Annotated in this window: 20 protein-coding genes; 5 read left to right on the forward strand and 15 right to left on the reverse strand. The window is 61.9% G+C overall.

Annotated elements, in window-relative coordinates:
* Positions 1-39: 39 nt before the first annotated feature.
* Both ACP7EG_RS17075 and ACP7EG_RS17080 read right to left on the reverse strand, forming a co-directional pair.
* On the reverse strand, positions 40-798 hold the full coding sequence (locus ACP7EG_RS17075) for a 3-hydroxyacyl-CoA dehydrogenase (RefSeq protein ID WP_096234345.1): 759 nt from the start codon (positions 796-798) through the stop codon (positions 40-42).
* Between the two features lie 156 nt (positions 799-954).
* A complete protein-coding gene (locus tag ACP7EG_RS17080; RefSeq protein WP_426088579.1) occupies positions 955-1,386 on the reverse strand; it encodes a hypothetical protein in 432 nt (143 codons plus the stop codon).
* 292 nt (positions 1,387-1,678) lie between these two features.
* On the opposite strand from ACP7EG_RS17080, the gene ACP7EG_RS17085 reads away from it, so the two are divergent.
* Positions 1,679-3,748 carry a TonB-dependent receptor domain-containing protein gene (locus tag ACP7EG_RS17085; protein ID WP_426088580.1) on the forward strand — a complete coding sequence of 690 codons (2,070 nt, stop codon included), beginning with the start codon at positions 1,679-1,681 and terminating at the stop codon, positions 3,746-3,748.
* 51 nt (positions 3,749-3,799) lie between these two features.
* Here ACP7EG_RS17085 and ACP7EG_RS17090 read toward each other — a convergent pair whose 3' ends face one another.
* The 7 genes from ACP7EG_RS17090 to ACP7EG_RS17120 all read right to left on the reverse strand — a co-directional run bounded on the left by ACP7EG_RS17090 (position 3,800) and on the right by ACP7EG_RS17120 (position 10,170).
* Positions 3,800-5,923: a sodium-translocating pyrophosphatase gene (locus tag ACP7EG_RS17090; protein ID WP_426088581.1), complete on the reverse strand. Its 2,124-nt coding sequence runs from the start codon at positions 5,921-5,923 to the stop codon at positions 3,800-3,802.
* A 194-nt stretch (positions 5,924-6,117) separates the two neighbouring features.
* Positions 6,118-6,774, reverse strand: coding sequence for an adenylate kinase (gene adk / locus ACP7EG_RS17095; protein WP_426088582.1), 657 nt, complete (start codon positions 6,772-6,774; stop codon positions 6,118-6,120).
* A 246-nt stretch (positions 6,775-7,020) separates the two neighbouring features.
* Positions 7,021-7,776, reverse strand: coding sequence for a 3-deoxy-manno-octulosonate cytidylyltransferase (kdsB, locus tag ACP7EG_RS17100; protein WP_426088583.1), 756 nt, complete (start codon positions 7,774-7,776; stop codon positions 7,021-7,023).
* Positions 7,777-7,778: 2 nt separating this feature from the next.
* Positions 7,779-7,955 carry a Trm112 family protein gene (locus ACP7EG_RS17105; protein WP_010395789.1) on the reverse strand — a complete coding sequence of 59 codons (177 nt, stop codon included), beginning with the start codon at positions 7,953-7,955 and terminating at the stop codon, positions 7,779-7,781.
* Positions 7,936-8,991, reverse strand: coding sequence for a tetraacyldisaccharide 4'-kinase (lpxK, locus tag ACP7EG_RS17110; RefSeq protein WP_426088584.1), 1,056 nt, complete (start codon positions 8,989-8,991; stop codon positions 7,936-7,938). Before lpxK ends, ACP7EG_RS17105 begins: the two co-directional genes overlap by 20 nt.
* Before the next feature lie 133 nt (positions 8,992-9,124).
* Entirely contained in the window at positions 9,125-9,568 is a 444-nt protein-coding gene (locus ACP7EG_RS17115) for an ExbD/TolR family protein (protein ID WP_100876005.1), read from the reverse strand.
* Positions 9,565-10,170, reverse strand: a complete 606-nt coding sequence (locus ACP7EG_RS17120; RefSeq protein ID WP_426088585.1) for a MotA/TolQ/ExbB proton channel family protein — start codon at positions 10,168-10,170, stop codon at positions 9,565-9,567. Before ACP7EG_RS17120 ends, ACP7EG_RS17115 begins: the two co-directional genes overlap by 4 nt.
* 1,330 nt (positions 10,171-11,500) lie before the next feature.
* Between ACP7EG_RS17120 and xseA the strand changes: the two genes are divergently transcribed.
* A complete protein-coding gene (gene xseA / locus ACP7EG_RS17125; protein WP_426088827.1) occupies positions 11,501-12,862 on the forward strand; it encodes an exodeoxyribonuclease VII large subunit in 1,362 nt (453 codons plus the stop codon).
* Positions 12,863-12,949: 87 nt separating this feature from the next.
* Here the strand turns inward: xseA and ACP7EG_RS17130 are convergent, their stop codons facing one another.
* The 6 genes from ACP7EG_RS17130 to ACP7EG_RS17155 all read right to left on the reverse strand — a co-directional run bounded on the left by ACP7EG_RS17130 (position 12,950) and on the right by ACP7EG_RS17155 (position 21,055).
* The gene (locus ACP7EG_RS17130) at positions 12,950-15,400 is read right to left on the reverse strand and encodes a TonB-dependent receptor (RefSeq protein ID WP_426088586.1); all 2,451 of its coding nucleotides are present in this window, start codon (positions 15,398-15,400) and stop codon (positions 12,950-12,952) included.
* Between the two features lie 86 nt (positions 15,401-15,486).
* Positions 15,487-16,560, reverse strand: coding sequence for an ABC transporter ATP-binding protein (locus ACP7EG_RS17135; protein ID WP_426088587.1), 1,074 nt, complete (start codon positions 16,558-16,560; stop codon positions 15,487-15,489).
* Between the two features lies 1 nt (position 16,561).
* Positions 16,562-17,929, reverse strand: coding sequence for a GH1 family beta-glucosidase (locus ACP7EG_RS17140; protein ID WP_426088588.1), 1,368 nt, complete (start codon positions 17,927-17,929; stop codon positions 16,562-16,564).
* A 27-nt stretch (positions 17,930-17,956) separates the two neighbouring features.
* Entirely contained in the window at positions 17,957-18,775 is an 819-nt protein-coding gene (locus ACP7EG_RS17145; RefSeq protein ID WP_070282696.1) for a carbohydrate ABC transporter permease, read from the reverse strand.
* Positions 18,772-19,758, reverse strand: a complete 987-nt coding sequence (locus ACP7EG_RS17150) for a carbohydrate ABC transporter permease (protein ID WP_426088589.1) — start codon at positions 19,756-19,758, stop codon at positions 18,772-18,774. The genes ACP7EG_RS17145 and ACP7EG_RS17150 overlap by 4 nt, the downstream gene beginning before the upstream one ends.
* 7 nt (positions 19,759-19,765) lie before the next feature.
* Complete coding sequence (locus ACP7EG_RS17155; protein WP_426088590.1) at positions 19,766-21,055, reverse strand: ABC transporter substrate-binding protein; 1,290 nt, start codon at positions 21,053-21,055, stop codon at positions 19,766-19,768.
* 313 nt (positions 21,056-21,368) lie between these two features.
* On the opposite strand from ACP7EG_RS17155, the gene ACP7EG_RS17160 reads away from it, so the two are divergent.
* The 3 genes from ACP7EG_RS17160 (at position 21,369) to ACP7EG_RS17170 (ending at position 25,857) form a co-directional block, all read left to right on the forward strand.
* A complete protein-coding gene (locus ACP7EG_RS17160) occupies positions 21,369-22,388 on the forward strand; it encodes a LacI family DNA-binding transcriptional regulator (protein WP_426088591.1) in 1,020 nt (339 codons plus the stop codon).
* A gap of 210 nt (positions 22,389-22,598) precedes the next feature.
* Positions 22,599-23,177 (forward strand): superoxide dismutase, encoded by a 579-nt coding sequence (locus ACP7EG_RS17165; protein WP_096234329.1) that lies wholly within the window; start codon positions 22,599-22,601, stop codon positions 23,175-23,177.
* 154 nt (positions 23,178-23,331) lie between these two features.
* Positions 23,332-25,857: a putative bifunctional diguanylate cyclase/phosphodiesterase gene (locus ACP7EG_RS17170; RefSeq protein WP_426088592.1), complete on the forward strand. Its 2,526-nt coding sequence runs from the start codon at positions 23,332-23,334 to the stop codon at positions 25,855-25,857.
* Positions 25,858-25,877: the final 20 nt, after the last annotated feature.

Raw genomic sequence — 25,877 nt, forward strand, 5'->3', positions numbered from 1 at the left:
GCCCCATACGGGGGTATCCTACATCAAATCATGCCCAACTTACTTTGGCTGCATGCGGATCGCGCCGTCTAAACGTATCGTCTCGCCATTGAGCATGACGTTTTCCACGATGGCTTTCACCAGTTGCGCGTATTCGCCGGGCTTGCCCAGGCGCGATGGGAACGGCACCATCTTGCCCAGCGCATCCTGCACTTCGGCCGGCATGCCCAGCAACATTGGCGTCTCGAAAATGCCGGGCGCCACCGTCATCACGCGGATGCCGTTGCGCGACAGGTCGCGCGCCATCGGCAGGGTCAGTCCCACCACGGCCGCCTTCGACGAAGCGTAGGCCGCCTGGCCGATCTGGCCATCGTAGGCCGCCACGGAAGCCGTGTTGATGATGATGCCGCGCTCGCCTTCAGCGGTCGCATCCTGTTTGGCCATGGCATCGGCCGCCAGGCGGCACATATTGAAGGTGCCCACCAGGTTGATGTTGACGACTTTCTGGAACAGGGCCAGCGGATGCGGACCATCCTTGCCCACGGTTTTCACGGCCGGCGCCACGCCGGCGCAGTTGACCAGGCCGCGCAATGGTCCCAGCTTGCCTGCCGCTGCCACCACGGCCATGCCGTCTTCTTCCGACGTGACATCGCACTGCACGAACACGCCGTTCAGTTCAGCGGCCAGCGCCTGGCCCGCCTCCGTCTGCACATCGGCCAGCACGACCTTGCCGCCAGCGGCCGTCAGCATGCGCGCCGTGGCGGCGCCCAAACCCGATGCGCCGCCCGTGATGATGAATACATTGTCCTGAATCTGCATGAAATCTCCTGAGTGATAAGGGCCGTGTTCCCGGCGCCCGATGGTTGCATGGTGCATGATGCCATCATTACGTTTACGTAAACGTAATGTCGGCGACCATTGTAGCCATTTTTGAGCTCACCGAGCGAAAACTTGCAGCCGCAGCGAATGGCAAGTCTAAAAACACTGCATGAAAGCGCCGTTGCGATGGCAGATGCGGCCGTTGGCATCGAGCGTGGCATTGCCCGCGCCGTTGTAGCGCGCGCCGGCCGCATCGCGGCAACCGCCTGTGTCGCAGGCACCGATGGGCTGCGGCGCGCCAGGCATGGGCACGGCCGGGCTGGGCCGCAAGGAAGGCATGGACACGACAGGCGGCGTCGTGCGCTGCACGGGCATGCGGCCGATTACTTGCGCCACGGAACGGCGCGGCTGCACGGGCGGCGCCGGGCGGCAGGGTTCCACGGCCAGCTTGCCGCTGTCGCGCGGGTCGAGCTGGCACACGGGCAGTTGTTGATCCGGCGCCGCCGGTTCCTGCGCCCAGGCATGGCCGCCAGCCAGCAGCCACATGCCGCAGGCCAGCGCCGGCATCATTTTGATCATCGTCTTCATGCCGCTTTCCCCAGTATCCATCGCACAGCGTTCATTATTGGCACACGCTGCGCCAGATGCCAGCGTGAGTAACAATTTCTCACGTTTGCACGTGCTGCACACCACCGAGGCACACCTTGCAACGGTGTTTTATTTCCTTTCAACACTTTCTTTCTTGCCAGCATGGCATTACAATAAGAACGATTCTTATTCTCATTAGCAGAATTTGAGCGCAGTTTATTTTCTTTTCATTCATTTATACCCGAGCCACCCGGAAGGCAGCCAGGAAATAACAACATCCGGAAAGTCCACCATGACCAAGCGCAGTCCCGCCTTCGCAACCTTCGTAGCCCCCGTCGCCACGCCCGCCCGTGCCATCCATTCCACCGCCCTGCTCCTGCCCTGCCTGCTGTCGCTGGCCGTCAGCAGCGCCTGGGCCGAAGGCAATGTGGCCGCCGATCCCACCATGAACACGGTGGTCGTCACCGCGTCGGGCACGGCCATCGACATCAAGGATGCGCCGGCCAGTATCAGCGTCATCACGCGCGAGGAAATCGAGCGCCAGCCCGTGTATGACCTCAACACCTTGCTGCGCCGCATCCCCGGCGTGACGGGTGGCACCAGCCCCGAAGGCGAGGCGTCGAAGATCAAGCTGCGCGGCTTGCCCGACAAATACACCTTGATTCTGGTTGATGGCAAGCGCGTGGGCAGCTCGGCCGACACGGCCTACCGCCCCGACCTGGGCCGCCAGGACTTGAACTGGATCTCGCCCGACATGATCGAGCGCATCGAAGTGGTGCGGGGGCCCATGTCTTCGCTGTACGGCTCGGACGCCATGGGCGGCGTGATCAACATCATCACGCGCAAGATACCGGGCAAGTGGAACGGTTCGGCCACGGCCAACTACACGCAGCCGCAAGACAGCGACCGCGGCACGGCGCACCAGTTGGGCGTGAACCTGGCCGGCCCCCTGTCGGACACGGTCGGCATGCGTCTGGGCGTAAGCCAGTCGCGTCAGAATCCCGATGAAAAATTTTTCGAGAAAGCGGGCAGCATGGGCGGCGAACGCAACCAGACTGTCTCGGGCCAGCTGAACTGGGCGCTGGGCAAGAAACAGAACCTGTCGCTGGACGCCAGCTACGGCAAGCAGCAATCGATGGATTCGTCCGCGCGCGATGCAGATGGCGATCCGCTGGTCTACAGCTGGGGCGCCAACAAACTGATACGCAAGAGCGTCAGCCTCGGCTACGAAGGCCGCTGGGACTTCGGCAAGACCATGGTCAACCTGTATCACAACGACTTCGATAACGAAGTCGTCGACTCGGTAGCAAAATCCAAGGACAGCACGCTCGATGCCAGCCTGGAAAAACGGGTCGGCTGGGGCGGCATCGAGCAAATGCTGGTGATGGGCGGCCAGTGGAAGCACCAGGAACTGACGAATACGAGTACCATCGGCACCGTGCCCACCGATTACCTGGGCAACACCGTGAGCGGCGCGACCCTGTCCGGCACCACCTCGGCCCTGTTTGCGGAAGATCAATTGTTCCTGCGCGAAAACTTGACGGCCACGGCCGGCCTGCGCCTCGACCACCACAGCAAGTTCGGCAACCACTACAGCCCGCGCCTGTACCTGGTGTACCACCCTGCCCCCGCCTGGACCATCAAGGGCGGCATCTCGCAAGGCTTCCGCGCCCCGAGCCTGAAGGAAAACTCGCCGGCGGCGGCGACCAACTCGGGCGGACGCGGTTGCGGCAGCCTGAAACCTCTGGGCTACGTCACCGGCTCCTGCTACATGGCCGGCAATGCGGACTTGAAGCCGGAAACGAGCACGGCCGGCGAGATCGGCGTGGCATGGGAGCAGAATGGCTGGGACGTGGGCCTGACGTACTTCCACACGGATTTCAAGAACAAGATCGACTATGCACCGCTGGGCTTTTACCAGAAGCGCTGGTGGACCAAGATGACGAATATCCAGAAGGCACGTACCAGCGGCCTGGAAGCGACAGCCACCATCCCGCTGACGAAAAACCTGAACTGGCGTAACAACGTGACCTACATGGCGGAAGCGAAAAACCTGACCACGGGCGCCAATCTGCTGTCGACACCGAAGCTGTCGTGGTACTCGGCGCTGGGCTGGCAAGTCAACGACCAGCTGTTCGGCGAAGTATCGGCCCAGTACACGGGCAAGGAACTCGATGCCGGCAAGCTGGCCGAAAAAGCCTACACCATCGTCGACACCGTCGTGTCGTACAAGGTCACGCCCCAGTGGACCGTGCGCGGTGGCGTGCAAAACCTGTTCAAGAAGGGGCCGATGGCCGACGGCCTGGTCGACTATTACGTGCCGGGACGCCGTATGTTTGTCGGCCTGACGTCGCGCTTCTGACGCGGCACCGCCCCGCAGCCTGTGCCACGGGGCGGCAGGGAGTAACTGGTCCTACTGCGCGGGCAAGCTTTGCACGGGCGTCGCCGGTGCCAGGATGGGCGGCACGGGCGCGTGGATGGGCGCCGGCGCCTTGACGGCCAGCCAGCCCGTGGCCGGCAGCAGCGGCACCAGCAGCAGGGCCACGATATTGATGATCTTGATCAAGGGGTTCACTGCCGGACCAGCCGTATCCTTGTACGGGTCGCCCACCGTATCGCCAGTGACGGCCGCCTTGTGCGCATCCGAACCCTTGCCACCGAAGTGGCCGTCCTCGATGTATTTCTTGGCATTGTCCCAGGCGCCGCCGCCCGTGGTCATGGAAATGGCCACGAACAGGCCCGTGACGATGGTCCCCATCAAGAGGCCGCCCAGCGCCGCTGGCCCCAGCAGCATACCCACGACGATGGGCACCACCACCGGCAGCAGCGAGGGCACGATCATTTCGCGGATGGCCGACGCCGTCAGCATGTCGACGGCCTTGTCGTATTCGGGCCGCGCCGTGCCTTCCATGATGCCCTTGATATCGCGGAACTGCCGGCGCACCTCGACCACCACGGCGCCCGCCGCGCGGCCTACCGCTTCCATCGCCATGGCGCCGAACAGATACGGTATCAGCCCGCCGATGAACAGGCCGACGATAACCATGGGGTTCGACAGGTCGAACGTAATGTGATGGCCCACCGATTCCAGCGCATGCGTGTAGTCGGCAAACAGCACCAGCGCGGCCAGCCCGGCCGAACCGATGGCGTAGCCCTTGGTGACTGCCTTGGTGGTGTTGCCGACGGCGTCGAGCGGATCGGTGATGGCGCGCACGGAGTCGGGCAAGCCCGACATTTCCGCGATGCCGCCCGCGTTATCCGTGATGGGGCCATACGCGTCGAGCGCGACGATGATGCCCGCCATCGACAGCATGGCCGTGGCGGCGATGGCAATGCCGTACAGACCGGCCAATTGATACGAGACGAGGATGGCGACGCAGACGGCCAGCACCGGATACGCCGTGGACTTCATCGACACGCCCAGGCCGGCGATGATGTTCGTGCCGTGGCCCGTCGTCGACGCTTCGGCGATGTGGCGCACGGGCTTGAAGTCCGTGCCCGTGTAGTACTCGGTGATGTACACCATCAGGCCCGTGAGCACGATGCCGACGACGGTGGCCCCCAGCATCTTGTAGCGCATGGCGTCGTCCGGCCACAGCAGCCACGTCACCACGGCAAAGCCCACCAGCGACAGGCCAGCGGCCCACCACAGGCCCGTGTACAGGGCCGACATGATCTTCGCGCCCGGCTTGGTTTTTACCATCGAGCAGCCGACGATGGAACCAAGGATGGAAACGGCGCCCAGCAGCAGCGGATAGATGATGGCCGTGCTGCTGGCCTCTGCCATCAGCAGTGCGCCCAGCAGCATGGTGGCGATCAGCGTCACGACATAGGTTTCGAACAGATCGGCCGCCATGCCGGCGCAGTCGCCCACGTTGTCGCCCACGTTGTCGGCGATGACGGCCGGGTTGCGTGGATCGTCCTCGGGGATGCCCGCCTCGACCTTGCCCACCAGGTCCGCGCCCACGTCGGCGCCCTTGGTAAAGATGCCGCCGCCGAGCCGCGCAAAGATGGAAATGAGCGAGGCGCCAAACGCCAGGCCGATCAGCGGTTTGATCAGGTCATGCTGGGTCAGGCCGGGCGCACCCGTCGTCACCAGCAGCCAGTAGAACAGGGTCACACCCAGCAAGCCCAGGCCGACCACCAGCATGCCGGTGATCGCACCGCCCTTGAAGGCCACGTTCAGCGCCTGGTTGATGCCCAGGGTGGCCGCCTGCGCCGTGCGCACATTCGCCCGCACCGAGACATTCATGCCGATGAAGCCGCAGGCGCCCGACAGCACGGCGCCGATCAAAAAGCCCAGCGCGGTGTGCAAGCCCAGCAACAGGTAGATGGCGATCAGCAGCACCACGCCCACAAACGCGATGGTGCGGTACTGGCGCGCCAGGTAGGCGGCCGCGCCCTGCTGGATGGCCAGGGCAATTTCCTGCATGCGCGCGTTGCCGGGATCCTGGCGCAGGATCCAGCTACGCGACACCAAACCGTAAATGACTGCGACCACGCCGCAGGCTACCGCAAACCACAAACTGGCTGCCATATCGTCCCCTCTGTTTTTATCCGACGTCATTGCCAACAGCTGCAGACCGCACCGGGTAGGCACGCGCAGCCAGGAAAACACGACCTGCAAAAAACCTGAACCACGAAAACGTTATGCATCCAGCCATGCTGGCAGTCTGCCTGAAAAGCGGGCAGAAAAAAAGCGGACACTCAGGTCCGCTTTTAAAAAACTGCTTATTCCGCCAGGGCGGCAAAGGCGCTGTCGCGGATTTTCTCGACCGGACCGACGCCGGCGATGCGGCGGTATTTCGGTGCGCCCGGCAGGCCGGACTTGGCCCAGTCGTTGTAGTAGCCGAGCAAGACCTTGGTCTGGTTGTGGTAGACGTCCAGGCGCTTCTTGACCGTTTCCGCCTTGTCGTCGTCGCGCTGGATCAGCGGTTCGCCCGTGATGTCATCGACGCCGTCGACCTTCGGTGGATTGAACTTGACGTGGTAGACACGGCCCGAACCCGGGTGGCTGCGACGGCCGTCCATGCGCTCGATGATCGATGCGTCAGGCACGTCGATTTCCAGCACGTAGTCGACATTGATGCCGGCATCTTTCATGGCGTCCGCTTGCGCGATGGTGCGGGGGAAGCCGTCGAACAGGTAGCCATTGGCGCAATCGGCTTCCTGCAGGCGGTTCTTGACCAGGCCGATCATGATGTCGTCCGACACGAGGCCGCCCGCATCCATGACTTTTTTCGCTGCCAGGCCCAGTTCCGTGCCTTCCTTGATCGCCGCGCGCAGCATGTCGCCCGTGGAGATTTGTGGAATGTTGTATTTTTCTTTGATGAAGTTAGCTTGGGTGCCCTTGCCGGCACCGGGTGCTCCTAAAAGTATCAGACGCATTGAAAGTTCCTAAAAAACAGATTTTGGATGGTGGTATGTGTAATTATTTTTTTTAGATGATGTTGCTATGGCTATCTTTCCCTACGAAACTTACCACAAAAAATCCCCGGAACGCCAGTTTGCTATCGAATTGCTATGCCCTGATTGATCAAAGCCAGCAATTAGCGCGACGGACGTTTCAAAATGTGGTTTTTACTGCAGGCGCACAAATTATATTTGCACGCCTGCCGTTTTGCGGGTAGCGCCTTACAGAATGCCGTAGTGGGCTTGCACCCTAGCAAGATCTTCTGGCGTGTCGACGCCGGCGGCCGGCGCGCTATCGGTCACATGCACGGCGATGGCAACACCGTGCCACAACACGCGCAACTGCTCCAGCGCCTCGATGGCTTCCAGCGGCGAAGCGGACAATTGCGGGTATTCCTGCAAAAACGCATTGCTGTAGGCATACAGGCCGATATGGCGCAGCGGTACATAGCCGGCCGGCAGGCTGTCTTTCGACTGCGCGAAGCCGTCGCGGTGCCAGGGGATGGTGGCGCGCGAGAAATACAAGGCCCGGCCGTTCTTGTCCAGCACGACCTTCACCACGTTCGGGTTGAACGCATCAAGCACATCGTGCAGCGGATGCGCACACGTGGCCATGGGCACGGTACTGCTGATCTGCGCCGCGCAGGCGGCCAGCAGGCCTGGATCGATCAGCGGTTCGTCGCCCTGCAGGTTGACGACGACGGCATCCGGTGGCAAAGCGAGCGTGCGCGCCACTTCGGCGATGCGGTCCGTGCCCGACGGATGATCGCTGCGCGTCATGCACACTTCCACGCCATGCGCAGCGCAGGCGGCGCGAATGCTGTCATGGTCGGTGGCGACGATGACGCGCGCGGCACCAGACAGGGCTGCCTGCTCGGCCACGCGCACCACCATGGGTTTGCCGCCCAGATCAGCCAGCGGCTTGCCCGGCAGGCGCGTCGAGGCCAGGCGGGCCGGGATGATGACGATGAACGCCATCGTTATTCCACTGCGTCTTGCAGGGTGCGCGCTTCGTCCGCCCACATGATGGGGATGCCATCACGGATAGGATAGGCCAGGCGGTCGGCGCGGCAAATCAGTTCCTGCGCCTTCTTATCGTGTTCAAGCGGACCCTTGCAAACAGGGCAGACCAGGATATCAAGCAGTCGAGCGTCCACGACATTTCTCCACAATTTGTTGGGCCAGCGCGCTATCGATACGCGCACTGACGGGGACGACCCACAGTCTCGGGTCATCTTTGAGATGTTCAATTTGCGCACATTTTACTGCATCCTTCTCGGTGATCAAGATCACATCCGTGTCGAGTGCCGCAAATGGCTGGTCGAGAAAGTCGTGATGGTCGGGCAAGGGCAGCTCCGTAAAATCCAATCCGGCGCCGCGCAGCATGGAAAAGAAGCGCTGCGGGTTGCCGATACCGGCCGCCGCCACGATGCGCTGGCCGCTGGCTGCCAGGGTTTCAAGCGGCAGGCTTTCGCCGCGGTTCGCCATGCGTTCGGCCACGCCACCGGCCAGCAGCATCTGCACCACCAGAGAGCCCTGTGGCGCGATCCTGGCCACGAGTGCCGGCGCCAGCTCGGGCGCATTGATCACCGTCATATCGCGCCGGCGGCGCGGCGATTCGCGCAAAGGTCCCGCCGGCAGCAGCCAGCCATTGCCCACGCCGCGGCCGTCGAACAGCACGATTTCCACGTCGCGCTGCAAGGCGTAATGCTGCAAGCCGTCGTCCGTCACCAGCACGTCGACGTCCGGGTGCGCCGCCAGCAGCGCCCTGCCCGCTTGCGCGCGGTCGCGCCCCACCATCACGGGGCAGCCGCCGCGCTGGAAAATCAGCAGCGGCTCATCGCCCACCTGCTGCGGCGTCGAAGCAGCGGTGACGGCGCGCGGCAGCCGGTCGGCGCTGCCATGGCCGCGCGAAATGACGCCCGGGCGCATGCCCGCATCGCGCAAGGCTTGCACCAGCCAGATCGTCAGCGGCGTCTTGCCCGTGCCGCCGATAAAAATATTACCGACGACGACGACGGGCACGGGCAGGCGCGTCGACGTCAACACGCCGGCGCGGTACAGGCCGCGCCGCACGGCGCTCAGGGCGCCGAACAGCAGGGAGACGGGCCACAGCGCGCACGCCAGCGGGCCGCGCGTCAGCCAGGCGCGGGTCAATGTGGTTTCAAGCTTGGCGGGGGAGGATGTGGGCATGAAGGAAGACGTAAAAATAGTGTAGGTCGGATTAGCTGCGCCGTCAGGCGCAGCATAATCCGACATGCTAGGCGGCGGCTTTGTCGGCTTACGCCGTGCCGGCTAAGCCGACCTACAGGCCGATGCTGCCTGCTTATTTGCTGCCACCCGCTTGCGCCGCAAACGTCAGCTTTTCATAGCCGGCCAGGCGCGCCGCCTCCATCACGTGGACGACCATCTGGTGCATGGCGAACTGGTCGGCATTGACCACCACCACGGGCGTCTGCGCAGGCGCCTTGCCGCCGTTGGCCGTCTTCGCTGCGTTTTGCAGGGCATCGGCCAGGCCAGCCACGTCGCGGAACGAAACGGGTTCGCGGTTGACCGTGTAATTACCCTTGGCGTCGATGGTGACGTCGATCTGCTGCGGCTTGTCCTTGGCTTGCTCGGCGTCGGCCGTCGGCAAGGTGATCTGCAGCTCCGTAAATTTGCTGTAGGTGGTGCTGACCATGAGGAAAATCAGGATCACCAGCAGCACGTCGATGAACGGGATCAGGTTGATTTCGGGGTCTTCCCGCCCCTTGCCTTTGCGGAAGTTCATTGGCGGCCACTGTGGACAATATCGACGAACTTGACCGCTTGCTGCTCCATGTCAATGACGAAGCTGTCGACGAGGGCGCGGAAATGGCGATAGAAGACCAGGGCCGGCATGGCGATGGCCAAGCCGAAGCCTGTGTTATACAAGGCCACCGAGATGCCGTGGGCCAATTGTGCGGGATTCGAACCGCTGGCGTTTTGCGAACCGAAGATTTCGATCATGCCCACCACCGTGCCAAACAGGCCCATCAGCGGCGCCAGGGTGGCGATGGTGCCCAGGGTCGTCAGGAAACGTTCCAGCGTGTGGGCCACGCCACTGCCGGCTTCTTCGATCGATTCCTTCATCACCTCGCGCGGCGCGTCGACGTTGCGCAGGGCGGCGGCCAGCACCACGCCCAGCGGCGAATTGTCTTCCAGCTTGGCCAGCGTATCGGGCGTGATCTTGCCGCTGCGATATACCTGCACCACTTCATCGAACAGCTTGCGGGGCAGGATCTTGGTGCGTCGCAAATACAGCAGGCGTTCGATGATCAAGGCCAGGGCGACGATGGAAGCGATCAACAACAGCCAGATGGGCCAGCCAGCGGCTTGAAATATAGCGAGCAAAAGAAACTCCTGGTAAAGAGAAGGCGGTGAAACGCCCGGACAGCCTGTATTGTACCGAGCGCCGAAGAGCGATGGCATGTCGGCGCAGGAATGGCGCAATGTAGCGCGTTGCCGCGCCGGCGGCAAGTGGCGCCTGCATGCGTACTTGTCCACACGGCGCGGCGAGCGGGCGCGGCCAGCGCACAGTTTTGCACACTTTGTGTGGATAAGATTGTGAGCAAGCATGAAGTCCAGCATGCAAGTGCTTGATTCACATGGAAAATATCATTCTGCGCAAAATACAGGCATAGCAGCTTATCGACAGTAGTCAATGTCAATAAATTAATAGTTACAGAGTTCTGCACATTAACTGTGGACAAGATTGTGCGCAAAGCCGAGGAATTCAATTAAGTCATTGATTTTAAAGGATATTAAATCAATGCACAAAAAAGTGGCAAGCAGAGCGAAACATGCGGCATTTCCAGCGTCAAAGTTCTGCACACAATCTGTGGACAAGATTGTGCGCAAGCGCAAGAATAGACGCCAAGTACCTTGATTTATATCGTTTTTATTGCCCTGCATAAAAATGTAGCAGGGACTGAAAAGCGCAGGTTTTCATGCCAAAACCCATCACCAAACTACACTTTTCCACTGAGAATGCAGTTCCACACATAAAGTGTGGATAAGATTGTGAGCAAGCCGATTGACTCCATGCAAGACCCTTGATTTAAAAGGAGTTTTTTTCAATGCTCAAAAATAAGGCAGTGATGCAACCTGTGCATGCCGTAGAAAACCCGGACAAACCACGAAACGGTTTATGCAGTTTTGCACACATTCTGTGGATAAGATTGTGAGCAAGGTGTACACCTGGATGCTACACCCTTGATTTATATGGTTATTTTTATGCTGCGTAAAATTCAGGCAAGCCATGCCATGGGCATTTCAGTGGATAATGCCGGCGCTGCGCCAGAGTTCTGCACATTTTTTGTGGATAAGATTGTGCGCAAGGCCATGCATGGCATACTAAGCGCTTGATTCCTATGTACTTTATTTCCGTGCGCAAAAATGTAGCAGGGCATTTTCCTTTGCTGAAAGGGGCCTGTCCGGCAACAATTGTCCAAGGCAAAAAGTTCCGCACACTTTCTGTGGATAACTTTGTGCGTAAGTGGCAGTGGCTGCACTGATGTGCTTGATATTAAAGGTTTTTTTCCCTGTGCACGCAAATCAGGCATACGGGAATTCTGCATGAAATCAAATACTTAGAAATAGAACTTGTTGTTTTGCGCGATATATGACATAAGCATGACCTCGCCGATAATATGTGGACAGCTTGCTTCTTTCCCCTTGCCAGATGATGAACGACACCCCGACTGACAGCGGCTTTGCCGCCCCGCCCGTGCTGACCGTCAGCGCCCTGAACCAAGCCGTCGCGCGCCTGCTCGAACGCTCGTTTCCCCTGACCTGGATCGCCGGCGAGATTTCCAACTTCACGCGCGCCGCCTCCGGCCACTGGTATTTCACATTGAAGGACGATGGCGCCCAGGTGCGCGCCGTGATGTTCCGTGGCCGCGCCCAGTTTGCCGGTTTCACGCCGCGCGAAGGCGACAAGGTCGAAGTGCGCGCCCTCGTCACCCTGTACGGCGCACGCGGCGATTACCAGATCAATGTGGAAGCCATCCGCCGCGCCGGCGTGGGCGCCCTGTATGAAGCGTTCCAGCGCCTGAAAGAAAAACTGGCCGCGCAGGGCCTGTTCGACCAGGAACGCAAGCGCGCCATTCCCATGTTCGCGCGCAGCATCGGCATCGTCACCAGCCCGCAGGCGGCCGCCCTGCGCGACGTCTTGATCGCGCTCAAGCGCCGCGCGCCGCATGTGGCCATCATTCTGTACCCGACGCCCGTGCAGGGCCAGCAGGCGCCGGAAAAAATCGCGCACGCCATTCGCACGGCATCCACAAGGGCCGAGTGCGACGTGCTGCTGGTGTGCCGTGGCGGCGGCAGCATCGAAGATTTATGGTCGTTCAACGATGAAGCCGTGGCCCATGCGATCGCCGACTGCTCCATGCCCGTGATCAGCGGCGTGGGCCACGAGACCGATTTCACCATCGCCGACTTCGCGGCCGACCTGCGCGCGGCCACGCCGACGGCGGCGGCCGAACTGGCGGCCACGCCGCGCGCCGACTGGCTCGCTTCTTTGCGCGCCGACGCGACCGACCTGCGCCGCGCCATGCGCCGCCGCCTCGACGATGCGGCGCAAACGCTGGACCGCCACAGCCGCCGCCTGCTCAACCCCAAGGCGCAGCTGCAGCAGCAGCGTTTGCAGTTGCTGGCGCTGTCAACGGCCATGACGCATGCAGCGCGCGCGCCCGTAAACCAGTCGCAGTACGCGCTCGAACGCCTGCGTTCGCGCTGGGCCGCCTTGCGGCCCGATGTCACGGCATCACGCGCACGCCTGGTGGAAGCGCAGCGCCGCGGCGGCGCGGCCATGGCGCAACTGGTGACGCAGCGGCGCCACCGCCTCGATGGCCTGGCCGCGCAGCTGGAACTGCTCAATCCGCAGCGCACCCTGGAGCGCGGCTACGCGATTTTGCGCGATGAAAAGGGTGCCATCGTGCGCTCGCCGGCACAGCTGCAGGCACGCCAGAACGTCAATGTGCGCCTGGCCGAAGGCAGCGCGCAGATCGGCATCGCCAGCGTGCAAGCCACCCTGGAATAAGCGTTAGCGTAAAAAAGGCCGGGGAAACTCCCCGGCCCAACACCTTCCCTACTGAGTGGACTGCAACTACTCTTTCACACTACCCGATCAGAACTTCATCGACACGCGCGCGCCAAACGTGCGCGGTGCGTTGTAGAAGGCGCCGTAGATCTGCTGCGTCGGCTGGCATGGCATGCCCACGTCCGTGCAGATTTCATTGACGTCCAGCTTGACCGCCTTGTCGGTGGCGTTCTGCACGAACGCTTCCACCGTATAGGCCTTGTTCGCCGGCTGGAAGCGCAAGCTCAGGTCCAGCGTGGTGTAGGCTTCCTGGCGCTTGACGCCCGCATGACCCGGTACGTCGCCGTTGAAGGCCCCCGCGCCCACATACGACATGGTTTCGTAGTGCACCGAGGCGCGCGGCGTAAGCTGGCCGCCGGCGACGGTGAAATCATGCTCGTACTGGACGGTCGTGGAAAACTTCGGCGCATGCTTCATGGTGCTGCCGCCCACGTTCACCAGTGGCGCCGTGGAGCCGCAGGACTGCCCATTCGCGCGCGCCGCGTCGACGTCGCACGACATGAAGTCGTCATACACGGCTTTCAGCCAGGTGGCGTTGCCCGTCAGGCGGTCGACCTTCGTTGGCCGCCACACCCACTCCGCTTCCAGGCCCTTGACGGTGGCGCCGGCCGCATTGAAGTTGGCCAGCACGCTGTTGACCACCTGCGATTCCAGCTTGTCCTTGTATTTCATCAGGAAGGCATCGAGGTTCAGGGTCAGCTGGCGGTTCAGCAAGTCCGACTTGAAGCCGATTTCATAGCTGGTCAGCTTTTCCGGCTTGGTGGTGGCGCCGCCGTCGCCGATGGCCGGCGAGTGGAAGCCCGTCGTCACGGAACCGAACAGCAAAATGTCCGGGCGCAGCTTGTACTCGATGCGGCCCAGCCAGGTGGCCTGGCCGTATTTCAGGTCGGCCGTATTGTCGCCCGGCGTATTGCCGCAGCTGGCCGCCGTGATGGCGCCGCCCGGGCCGATATTGTGCGTATTGGCCAGGCCCGTGCCGGGCGTGACCAGCTGGCGCAGCTGGTCGGCAGTGAGGACCGTGGTGCCCAGCGGCGTATTCGCGGGCCAGTTCGGACAGGCCCAGTTCTTGCCGCCGACGTCGAACTTATGGTCTTTCGTGTAGCGCGCGCCGGCCGTCAGCTTGATCTGGTCCGTCACTTGCTGGCTGACCTGGCCGAATGCGGCCTTGGACTTCAACTGGCGGTCGCCCTGGATGAAGGACATGGCCGAGGCATACTGGCCCACGGTCGGTTGCACGAAAATCACGGCGCCGTTGGCGATATCCTGCTGCACGGCTGCCTGCGAAATCTGGCTGCGGTCGATATCGAAGCGCACCTTGTTCTTTTCATTGAACAGGAACAGGCCGGCCACCCACTGGAACGGCGCATCGTCGTCCGAGCGCGCCTGCAGCTCGTGCGAATAGCTGTCGAACTGCGCCCAGTCGGTGCGGTTTTCCGATTTGAAGCCGGGGAACAGGCCCGCATCGGCATCGTTGCTGTTCTGGCGCTTGTAGCGGCTCCAGCTGCCCAGGTACGTAAAGTCGAGCGCATCCGTCGGTTTGTAATTGAGCTTGCCCTTGTAGGTCAAAATCGACTGGTCCAGGGTGCCTGGCGTGTCGATCAGGGCCGAGCGCAGCTTCTCGCCCGGCTTCGGTTCAGCCGCCAGGTAGACGTTACCGGCGCCCTGGTCGAGGAAGTAGTCGGCGATGAAGGTGCCGCGCAGCTGCGGCGTAATCTTCCACAGCAAGGAGGCGCGCACGCCCATCTGGTCACCGGCACCATACTTGGCCGTGCCCGGCATGACGTTCGAGCCGCGGCGGAAGTCCACCGTGCCGTCGTGACTATCCTTGATGGCGGCGATGCGCAGCGCCACGTCGTCGGACAACGGGATATTGAGCATGCCCTGCGTCTGCAGGTGGCGCTTGTCGCCCACCGTGATGCCGGCCGAGCCCATGAACTTGGCCGTGCTCGGCGCGGCCGACACGAGATTGACGGCGCCCGCCGTCGAATTGCGGCCATTCAGGGTACCCTGCGGTCCGCGTGCCACCTCGACGTGACTCAAGTCATACATCAGCGCCGTGGCGCCCTGGGGGCGCGGTGAATACACGCCGTCGACATAAAAGGCGACGGCCGGGTCGCCCAGCTCCGTGTGGTTGGCCGAGCCGACGCCGCGCATGTAGACGTGCACGCCGCCCGAGTCACCATGCTGCTCGACGACGAGGCTGGGCACCATGGTCGCCAGCGACGCCAGATCTTTCACTTGATTGTTTTGCAGGGTGTCCTGGTTGAAGGCGGTGACGGCCAGCGGCGTCTCCTGCACGAAGGTATTGCGGCGCGTGGCCGTGACGACGATGCGATCCATCTGCTCGGCGGCCGGTTTTGCCGCGTCAGTGGCTGCTGTGTCCTGTGCCAGCGCGGCGCCGCTGCCCAGCAAAATGAATTGGGCGAAGGTCGCATGCGCCAGGCTGAGGGCGATGGTATTGCGTTTGAGCTGTTGCATTGTTGTTGTCTCCTGTACCGCTGGTTGAATGATGATCACATAGCTCTTTGGCTACTGCTGCACATTTTTTGGGTGTCAATCTGAAGTCATGTCGCCTCCGTGCGGGGTCTATGGGTGGCCACGGCGCGCCCGGCCGTGTCGAATAGAAAGGCATGGCCCTCTTCCGGCGCGAAGCCGATGGCGCTGCCCTGCGCCAGCGCGTGGCGCGCCTCGCCATGCAGCTTGATGGCCACCGCATGCGGGCCGCCGTCGATGCGATCGTCAAGCGTCGCGTGGATGATCTGCGCATCGCCCAGCTGCTCGATCAGGGTGACCGTGGCGCCGTAGCCCTCATTGCGCGGCACCAGGCGCAGGTGCTCGGGGCGTATGCCGACCAGCATGCCCGCCGCGCCGCCGAGCTGGCTGGCCAGGGCCGGGACGGCGGCGCACGGCAAAAAGTTCATGCGCAGGGCGCCGATGAAGCCGGCCACGAACTGGCTGGCCGGATGGCGGTACAGGGCCAAAGGCGCGCCCACCTGCTCCAGGTGGCCGCCGTGGAAGACGGCGACCCGGTCACCGAGGGTCATGGCTTCGACCTGGTCGTGCGTCACATAGATCATGGTGGTGCCCAGTTCCTGGTGCAGCTTGGCCAGCTCGATGCGCGTCTGCACGCGCAGCGATGCATCGAGGTTGGACAGCGGCTCGTCAAACAAAAACACCTTGGGCTGGCGCACGATGGAGCGGCCGATGGCCACGCGCTGGCGCTCGCCGCCGGACAAGGCCTTGGGTTTGCGGTCGAGCAGGTGCGTGATCTGCAAAATCTCGGCCACCTTGCCGACGGCCGCGCGCACCTCGGCTTCTGGTTTACCGGCCAATTTGAGGGCAAAGCCCATGTTGTCGCGCGCCGTCATGTGCGGATACAGGGCGTAGCTCTGGAAGACCATGGCGATGCCCCGCTCGGCCGGCGCCACGTCGTTGGCCAGCAGGTCGCCGATGCGCAGCTGGCCCGCGCTGATGTCTTCCAGTCCCGCGATCATGCGCAGCAGGGTCGACTTGCCGCAGCCGGACGGCCCGACGAAGACCATGAATTCACCGTCATGGATATCGAGGTCCAGGCCCTTGACGATTTCCGGACCGTCGCCGTAGGTCTTGCGGATGCCGCGTAGGGAAATGGCGGCCATGTCAGTGCTCCCCGACCAGGGCAACGGCATGGGACGCGCGCTGGGCGATAATAAAATCGCGGTACCACAGGGCGCTGTCCTTGAAGCTGCGCTGCTGCGTGGCGTAATCGACGTACAGCATGCCGAAGCGCTTGGCATAGCCCGAGTTCCACTCGAAGTTGTCCATCAGGCTCCAGTAGAAATAACCGCGCACGTCGATGCCCTGCGCGATCACGGCGCGCAAGGCGTCCAGGTGCAGCTGCACGTATTCGATGCGCGGCTCGTCGTGGATCTTGCCGTCGACGGGCTTGTCGGCCACGGCCATGCCGTTTTCCGTGATGTAGACGGGGGGCAGCCGGTACTCGCGGTGCAGGCCCACCAGCAGCTCCGTCAAGCCTTGCGGATAGGTCTCCCAGCCCATGTCGTTGACGCCGAGCTTGCACTCGGGCTTGCGCGGCGGAGTCTCGGCGCTCATGAAAGCGCGCGTGTAGTAGTTCACGCCGAGGAAATCGATGGGCTGCCTGATATCTATGAAATCGTTTTCAAAGATAGCTAAAGCAGAAGCATCTGGATGTTTCAGGGCCAGCGCCGGGTAGCGACCCTTGAAGATGGCGTCCATATACCACTGCACCGAGCGTGCATATTCGAGGTCGGCCAGCTCGCGGTCCTGGGCGCTGTCGGTGGCCGGCGTGGCCGTCCATTGATTGAGCACGATGCCCAGCTTCGCCGGCACATTCACGGCGCGCATCGCTTGCATGGCCAGACCGTGCGACAACAACAAGTGGTGCGACACTTGCACGGCGGCGGCCGGGTCGGCCATGCCGGGTGCGAACTGGCCCGTGCCGTGGCCCAGCACGGCCGTGCACCACGGTTCGTTGTGCGTGGCGATGCTGGCGACCTTGTGGCCGAAGCGCCGCGCCACCTCGGCCGCGTAGGCGGCGAAATGGTAGCAGGTGGCGCGATTGAGCCAGCCGCCCTCGTCCTGCAAGGCTTGCGGCAAGTCCCAGTGGTACAGGGTCAGGTGCGCATCGAGTCCCTTGGCGGCCAGCGCGTCGAGCAGGCGCGCATAAAAGTCGAAGCCGGCCTCGTTCCAGGCGCCGGACCCCGTCGGCTGCACGCGCGACCAGGACATGGAAAAGCGATAGGCGTTCACGCCCAGCTTGGCGATCAGCTCCACGTCGTCGGCATAGCGGTGGTAATGGTCGCAGGCCACGTCGCCATTGCTGCCATCGATGATCTTGCCGTCGGCATGGCTGAAGGTATCCCAGATGGACGGGCCACGGCCGTCGATGGCGGCGGCGCCCTCGATCTGGTAAGCGCTGGTGGCCACGCCCCAGGTGAAGGTGGCGGGAAAGTTGGTATCGGTGTCGTCGTTATGCATGGTGGTCATGTCAGTGTGAGTGGATTAAAGAGAGTGCTAGCCTTTGACGGCGCCTTGCGTCAGGCCCTCGATCAGACGCTTCGAGGCAACAAAAAACATCAGCAGCAGCGGCAGCACGGCAATCGCGGCACCCGTCATCAGCGCGCCCCACTCCGTGTTGTTCGGTGCCTGCATGCTGCGCAGGGCCAGCGGGATCGTATAGTTCTCGACCGAGCGCATGACCACCAGCGGCGTAATGAAATTGTTCCATGAGTTGATGAAGGTGATCAGGCCCAGGGTGCCCATGGCGGGGCCGATCAGCGGCAGCACGACACGCCAGTAGATGGCGAATTCGCCGCAGCCATCGATGCGCGCCGCCTCGATCAAGTCCTTCGGGATCGCCGTGCCGATGTACTGGCGCATCAGGAAAATGCCCAGCGCGCCGGCCGCTCCCGGCACGTACAGGGCGCGCGGCTGGTCCAGCCATCCGAGGAAATCCATCAGCATGAAGGTCGGGATCATGTTCATGAACGACGGGATGATCATCGACGCCATCACCAGGGTAAACAAGGGCCGCTTGAAGCGGAACTCGTACATGGCGAACGCATAGCCGCCCAGCGAGCAAAAGAATAAAGTCAGCGCGGTAGTCATCAGGGCCACGTACAGGCTGATGCCGATATTGCGCCAGAACGGCAGGCGCTCCTGCAGCAGCTCGATGTTGTTGAGCAGGGCCGTGCCGAACCAGCGCGGCGGCGGCAGGCTGTAGATCTCGGCGCTCGTGTGCGTGGCAAAGACGAACATGAAGTAAAACGGCGCGACCATGATCAGGGCGCCGATGGCCACCATGGCGTAGGCTGTCCAGCGGGTAGTTTTCATTTGGCCTCCCTGCGCTCGTTGCGGCTGAAGATGCGGTTATTCACCCAGGTGGTGCTGGCGATGATGAGGAACAGCAGCCAGGAAATGGCCGACGCCGTGCCGAAGTCGCCCGAGGAAAACGCCGTCTTGTAGACGAAGATGGCAGTCGTCATCACCGACTGGCTCACGCCGCTCGATTCGGCCACCAGCACGAACGGTTCCTCGAACAGCTGCAGATTGCCCATGATGGTCAAGGTGACGGCCAGGTAGATCATGGGGCGCAGCTGCGGCAGGGTGATGTACCAGAATTGCTGGCGTTTCGAGGCGCCGTCGATGGTCGCCGCCTCATATAAATCCTTCGGGATCACCTGCAGCGCGGACAGGTACAGCACCAGGTTCCAGCCCAGGTAGCGCCAGAAAATCACGAAGGCGACGGCCGGCTTGATGAACAGCGAGCTGCCCAGCCAGTCGATCGATTCGGCGGGAAACAGGCCGCCCACCAGCGGCAGGCTGGCGCACCATTGGATCAGCACATTGATCTGGCCATAGTCGCGCGAAAACAGCGTATTGAAGACCATGGCGATGGCCACGCTGGAGGTGATGAACGGTAAAAAGTAAATGCCGATCACCAGGTTGCGCGAGCGCTTGAAGCTGTTGTGGATGAAGGCCGCCAGCGGAATGGCCACCAGGTGCTGCGGCACGCCCGAGGCCAGCGCCAGCCACACGGTATTGCCCAGCGAGCGCAAGAACCACGGATCGCTCAAGGCATATTTATAGTTATCCAGCCCCACCCACTGCATGGCTTCCACGCCGCTGGCCGCTTCCCACTGGTTGAACGACAAATAGATGGAAAACAGCAGCGGAAACAGGCTGAAGACGGCGAACAAAATGAAGAAGGGGCTAATGAAGATGTACGGCGCCCACTGCTTCATGTTGAAGCGCTTTCTGGCGGGCCTCGCTGCAGCAGCGGGCGCGCCCTCGGTACAAGGCATGGAGGTAGTCATGCTGCTCCTAGCGCCGCGCGCGGTGGGTGATCAGGGCCTTGGCGTCGGCCAGGGCCGTCTTGATATCCTTGTTTTGCGCCAGCACGCTTTCCAGTTCCATGTTGACGATGTCGCGCGCCACGGCGTCGAACTTGTCGACGCGGATGACGGGAATCTTCGCCGCCGTGTCGCGCGCCAGCAGGCGCGTCTTCTGGCCACCGAAATACGCTTGCGGCTCGTCCATCATCGGGTCCGCATACGCCGCCTTCAGGGCCGGGAAGGCGCCGATTTCCTTCAAGGAGTGCAGCTGGATATCCTTGTTCACCGTCATGAACTTGATGAATTCCCAGGCTTGGACCTTGTTGCTGGCCTTTTTCGGGATGCCGTAAAAAGAGCCGCCATACGACGCCAGCGCGCCGGCCGGCAAGTTCGCCGCGCGCCACTGGCCGGCGGAAGCCGGCGCCAGCCACTTGCCCAGGTGGCCGCTGAGCCACGATCCCATCATCTGGCTGGCCACCTTGTCGCGTTTGAAGCCTTCGGCCCACTCGCCCGTCCACGCCACGGTGCGCGCGTCGATGCCCGCCACGCGCGCCGCCTTGGCCAGTTCGAAGGCTTTCACGAAACGGGGCGAGTCGACCAGCACCTGTCCCTTGTCGCCAAAGTAAATGCCTTCGCCATCCTTCAGATTGGCGCGTATATAAATGTCGGCCAGGTCGCTGGCGCCGGCCAGCAGATAGGTGCCGGTGGCGGCCTTGAGCTTCTTGCCGGCGGCGATGTAGGACTCCCACGAGGCCGTCAAGTCGGCCTCCTTGATGCCCGCCTTGTCCATCAAGTCCTTGCGGTAGAACAGGGTGCCCGGCCCCAGGTCGGCCGGCATGGCGCCCAGGGTGCCGCGCGAACTGGTCGCCTGGACGAAGGTGAACGGCACGAACTGGGCGCGGTACTGCCCTGCCCTGTACGGCGGTTGCAGCAAATCTTCCATACCCTTCGATTCGGCGAAGCTGCCGACATAGCGGAAGTCGATGGCCATCACGTCGGGCAGGCGCGCGCCGGCCGCCAGCGCCGTCGTCATCGAGTTATGGTGGTCGTCGATCTGCAGGCTGACCAGCTTGACCTTCACTTGCGGGTACAGCTTTTCCCACAGGGGCAAGGCCGTCTTGACGGCGCGGTCCAGGTCGGGGAAGGAGGCGACAGTGATGGTCGCCGGGGCCAGCGCCGGCAGGACGGCGGCCGGCGGGACGGCTGCGGGCGCGGCGGCCACACCGGCGGCCAGGGTCAGCGCGGCCAGGGGGGCGGCGCCAAGGATGCTTGACTTCATTATTTCATCTCCGTTTATTGAGCGTCTTCTATCTTGAAAACGTTTTCACAACATGTGTCCATTTAACACCGCAAAGAAAATCAAGTCAACCGAAAAAGTTGTCATTTTTATTGAGGGCAGCGTGGCAAGCTGCACGCCGTGGCGCGGGTTCTCCTATGAAAAAGTGCAAAAATTCGTCATTTGAGCCGCCGTTGTTTTTTGTGAAAACGTTTTCAAGCGCCGACCCACGGCCTTGCGGCCATTTATGGTAATCTTTCAATGAAAAGGTTTTCAGAGCACTGACAACCAGCCATCTTGATACTCAGGAATCACCTTGAACGATAGCGCCCACGCTGCTCCCCCTTCCACCCTGCTCGACGTGGCCCGCCAGGCCGGCGTGTCGCCCAGCACCGTCTCGCGCATCCTGAACGGCACGGCCAAGGTGTCCGACGACAAGCGCGACGCCGTGCTGGCGGCCATCGCGCACATGAAATTTGCGCCGAACCAGATGGCGCAGGGCCTGAAAAAGGGGCGCTCGATGACCATCGGCATCGTGGTGCAGGATATTTCCAGCCCCTTCTTCGATGAAAGCCTGCGCGGCGTGGACGATGGTCTGAAAGACACGGGCTACGCATCCGTCATCGTCAGCGGGCACTGGAATGCGCAGGAAGAGGCCGACCGCATCCGCCTGCTGCTGGCGCGGAAGGTCGACGGCATCATCCTGCTGTCCGGGCGCATCTCGGACCAGAGCGTGCTCGATTTCTCGCAGCAGCGTCCGATCGTCTCGACGGGCCGCCTGCTGGCCACGAAAAGCGCCATCGGCTTCAAGCTCGACAACGAATACGGCGCCTACCTGGCCGTGCGCCACCTGGTGGAACTGGGTCACCGCCACATCGCGTTTGTCTCGGGCCCGGCCAACAACACGGATGCGGCCGAGCGCCTGACGGGCTACCAGCGCGCGCTGCGCGAAGCGGACATCGCCATCGATCCGAAGCTGATGGTGGAAGGCGATTTCCACGAGGCAAGCGGCATGCTGGCCATGAACCATTTGTTCGATACGCAGCAGCAGTTCAGCGCCGTCTTTGCCGCCAACGACCTGTCCGCCTACGGCGTGCGCCTGTGCCTGTACCGCAAGGGCATCCGCGTGCCCGACGATATCTCGCTCGTGGGTTTCGATGACTTGCCCGGCTCGTCCTACACGACGCCACCGCTGACGACCATCCACCAGCCCCTGTACGACATCGGCCGCATCGCCACCGAAGCGCTGCTCGGACTGATCAATGGCGAAGCCGTGCAGGCGGCCATTCCGCCGCTGGAACTGATCGTCAGGGAAACCACGCGCCGCATCCGCTGAGGCTTGCGGATGGGCACACAGCGCCCGATTCAAGCTAAACGAGAATCACTACGCCAACGGCATCTGCGACGCGTGTGGGAATCTGCAGCAATGGCGCATCCGCTTTACAATAGTGGCTCGTTCAGCAAGAATGCTTGGTTCAAGCACGCAAGGCTCAACCCTCCGGCCCGGGCCGGAAGACTCCGAACACTCACCATAAAGGGACATCACATGGAACATACTCTGCCACCACTGCCGTATGAAATGGACGCTCTGGCGCCGCATATTTCGAAAGAAACCCTGGAATACCACTATGCCAAGCATCACCAGGCGTATGTCACCAACTTGAATAACCTGATCAAGGGTACCGAGTTCGAGAACCTGTCGCTGGAAGACATCATCAAGAAATCGTCGGGCGGCATTTTCAACAATGCAGCGCAAGTATGGAACCACACCTTCTACTGGAACGGCATGAAGCCGGCCGGCGGTGGCGCTCCTACCGGTGCCGTGGCTGACGCGATCAACGCCAAATGGTCGTCGTTCGACAAGTTCAAGGAAGAGTTCACCAAGTCGTGCGTGGGCAACTTCGGTTCGGGCTGGACCTGGCTGGTGCAAAAAGCCGACGGCTCCGTCGACATCGTCAACACCTCGAACGCCGGCTGCCCTTTGACCACCGGCGACAAGCCATTGCTGACCTGCGACGTCTGGGAACACGCCTACTACATCGACTACCGCAACCTGCGCGCCAAGTACGTGGAAACGTTCTGGGGCCTGGTCAACTGGGAATTCGTTGCCAAGAACTTCGCGTAAGCGCGTTTCTCTTGTCAACGTCAACGAGATTTTGACATGAAAATATGACATGAAAATTGTCATATTTTCCCAAAGGAAGTTTTTACCGAAAGGTAATAACTTCCTTTTTTACATGTGAACGCATGATCCACATCAGCGTGTAACGCAGGCCAAGTTGGACCAGGCCGTCACTGTGCGCCTGCCAGATAGATCCCCCTTCTGGCACTGCGCATGCAAATGCGCAGCGGGACGATATGTCCGGAATTTACGAAACATTTACGTGCGCGACCAAGCAATTTACATTTTGCTTATGCATGCCCCGCTACACTTTCTCATTTGCAACAAAAGCATTTGGCCATCCTGGCCAAAGCAAGCCAGTGGCAACGGGCTGCCGCGCCAGAACCTCCCCCTACCTTCCATGTCCGCACCGCAGCACATTAAAAATGAACACTTTTTCCAGCAATGGCTGATCCACGCCATGGTGTTGTCGGCACTCGCCGGCTTCATTGGATTCACCCAGTACGAGGAATATCACCGGATTGATACTCAGGAACACGAGCGACTGGCGATGCAGGCGGAAATCGTGGAAAAGAATTTAACGCCGCAATTGAAGTTGAGCAAGCGCGTGATCGACAGCATCATCGACGAACTGGCGGCCTGGCAGGCGCAAGGCGATCACCTGCGGCGGGTGAATCATTCGCTCAAAGTGATCAACGATGCGCTGATCGGCATCCGCCCCATCCTGGTCATCGGTCCTGACGGGCAGGTGGTGGCGGGCAGCGACGCCGGCATGGCGGACAAAAACTTCCGGCAAAACGATTGCTTCCAGAAAGCCATGCGACTCGCCGATCCGCAATTGCTGCACGTTAGCGCGCCGCCTGGCAACACCGCCGCTCCCGGCACGATCAGCCTGTGCCGCCGCATCAGCGGGTTTCAGGGCGGCTTTGGCGGCATCGTCATGGTCAGCCTGGCGCCCGCCTACTTCTCCGACCTGCTCGATTCGATTCGGTATGCGCGCGATGTGCATAGCTCGATCTCACGCGAAGACGGCCAGTTGTACCTGGCCTCTTCGCGCCGGACGGACGCGCGGATGCCCGGGCTACCACGCGCCGACAAGCAGCGCATGGTCGCCGAGCGCCATGTGCCATCGAGCGCGGCCCTCTTCGGCACGACGCTGCGCATCGCCGTGAGCCGCGATACCGAGGTCTTGTTCGCGCCGTGGCGCCACAGCTTGTATGCGCAAAGCGTCCTGTTCGGTTTGGTCGCCATCTTCAGCACGCTCGGGCTGCTGATCATACAAAAACGGCACCGCTTGCGGCGGGCCGAGCGCAAGAAGACAGAGAAGCAAATACAGCAACTGGCCTTCTTCGATCAACTCACCAAGCTGCCCAACCGCATCTTGCTGCTGGACCGTCTGAAGCAGGCGAAGAAGACCAGCCTGCGCAGCGGCAACCATGGCGCCGTCCTGTTCATCGATCTGGACAATTTCAAGACACTCAACGACACGCTTGGGCACGACATGGGTGACCTCTTGCTCAATCAAGTCGCGCGGCGCCTGGTCGGCTGCGTGCGCGCTGGCGACACCGTGGCCCGCCTGGGCGGCGATGAGTTCGTCGTCATGCTGACGGACCTGCATGTGAATGCGGAACAGGCGGCGGCCCAGGTCGATATCGTCGGCAACAAGATACTGCAGGAACTGAGCCAGACCTACTGGCTCAACCAGGTTACCCACCGCAGCACCTCGAGTATCGGCGCGACGCTCTTCATGGGCAATCTGACCAGCATCGACGATCTGCTCAAGCAGGCGGACCTGGCCATGTACAAATCCAAGGCGGTGGGACGCAATGCCTTGCGCTTCTTCGATCCCGCCATGGAGGTGGCCATGCTGGAACGGGCCGCGCTGGAAACGGACTTGCGCGACGCCATTCCATGCCAGCAGTTGATACTCCACTACCAGCCCCAAATCGACCACCATGGGGGCGTTACCGGCGTCGAAGCGCTGGTACGCTGGCAACACCCGCTACGCGGACTGGTGCCGCCAAGCGACTTCATTGCGCTGGCCGAAGAAATCGGCGTGATCCTGCCGCTGGGACAATGGGTGCTGGAAACGGCCTGCGCACAATTGGTCGCCTGGGCCGGCCAGCCCGACATGCGCCATCTGAGCATCGCGGTCAATGTCAGCGTACGCCAGTTCAACCAGGACGATTTTGTCGATCAGGTGCTGTTCGCCCTGGCCTGCAGCGGCGCCGACCCACATCGTCTCAAGCTGGAGCTGACCGAGAGCCTGCTGGTATCCGACGTCGGCGGCGTGATCGCCAAGATGTCCGCAATCAAAGCGCACGGCGTCGGTTTTTCGCTCGACGATTTTGGCACAGGCTATTCTTCCCTGGCCTATCTCAAGCGCTTGCCGCTGGACCAGTTAAAAATAGACAAGTCTTTTGTCCGCGACGTGACGCATGACCCTAGCGACGCATCGATCGCCAAAACCATCATCGCCCTGGCTCGCAGCCTGAACATCGCAGTCATCGCGGAGGGCGTCGAGACGCAGGCACAGCGTGATTTCCTGGCGCGCTATGGTTGTCGCGCCTATCAGGGATACTTCTTCAGCCGCCCCTTGACGCTCACGGACCTGGAAAAATTTGTGCAACGCCGCTCGCTTCCTGCTCCATGCGACGACGATCAACGCCGTCTGCGCTCGTGAGAAGTGCCAGCGGCAGATGA

Origin of the sequence: Janthinobacterium sp. PSPC1-1 (assembly GCF_049897625.1) — a bacterium.
GTDB classification, from domain to species: Bacteria; Pseudomonadota; Gammaproteobacteria; order Burkholderiales; family Burkholderiaceae_D; genus Janthinobacterium; species Janthinobacterium tructae.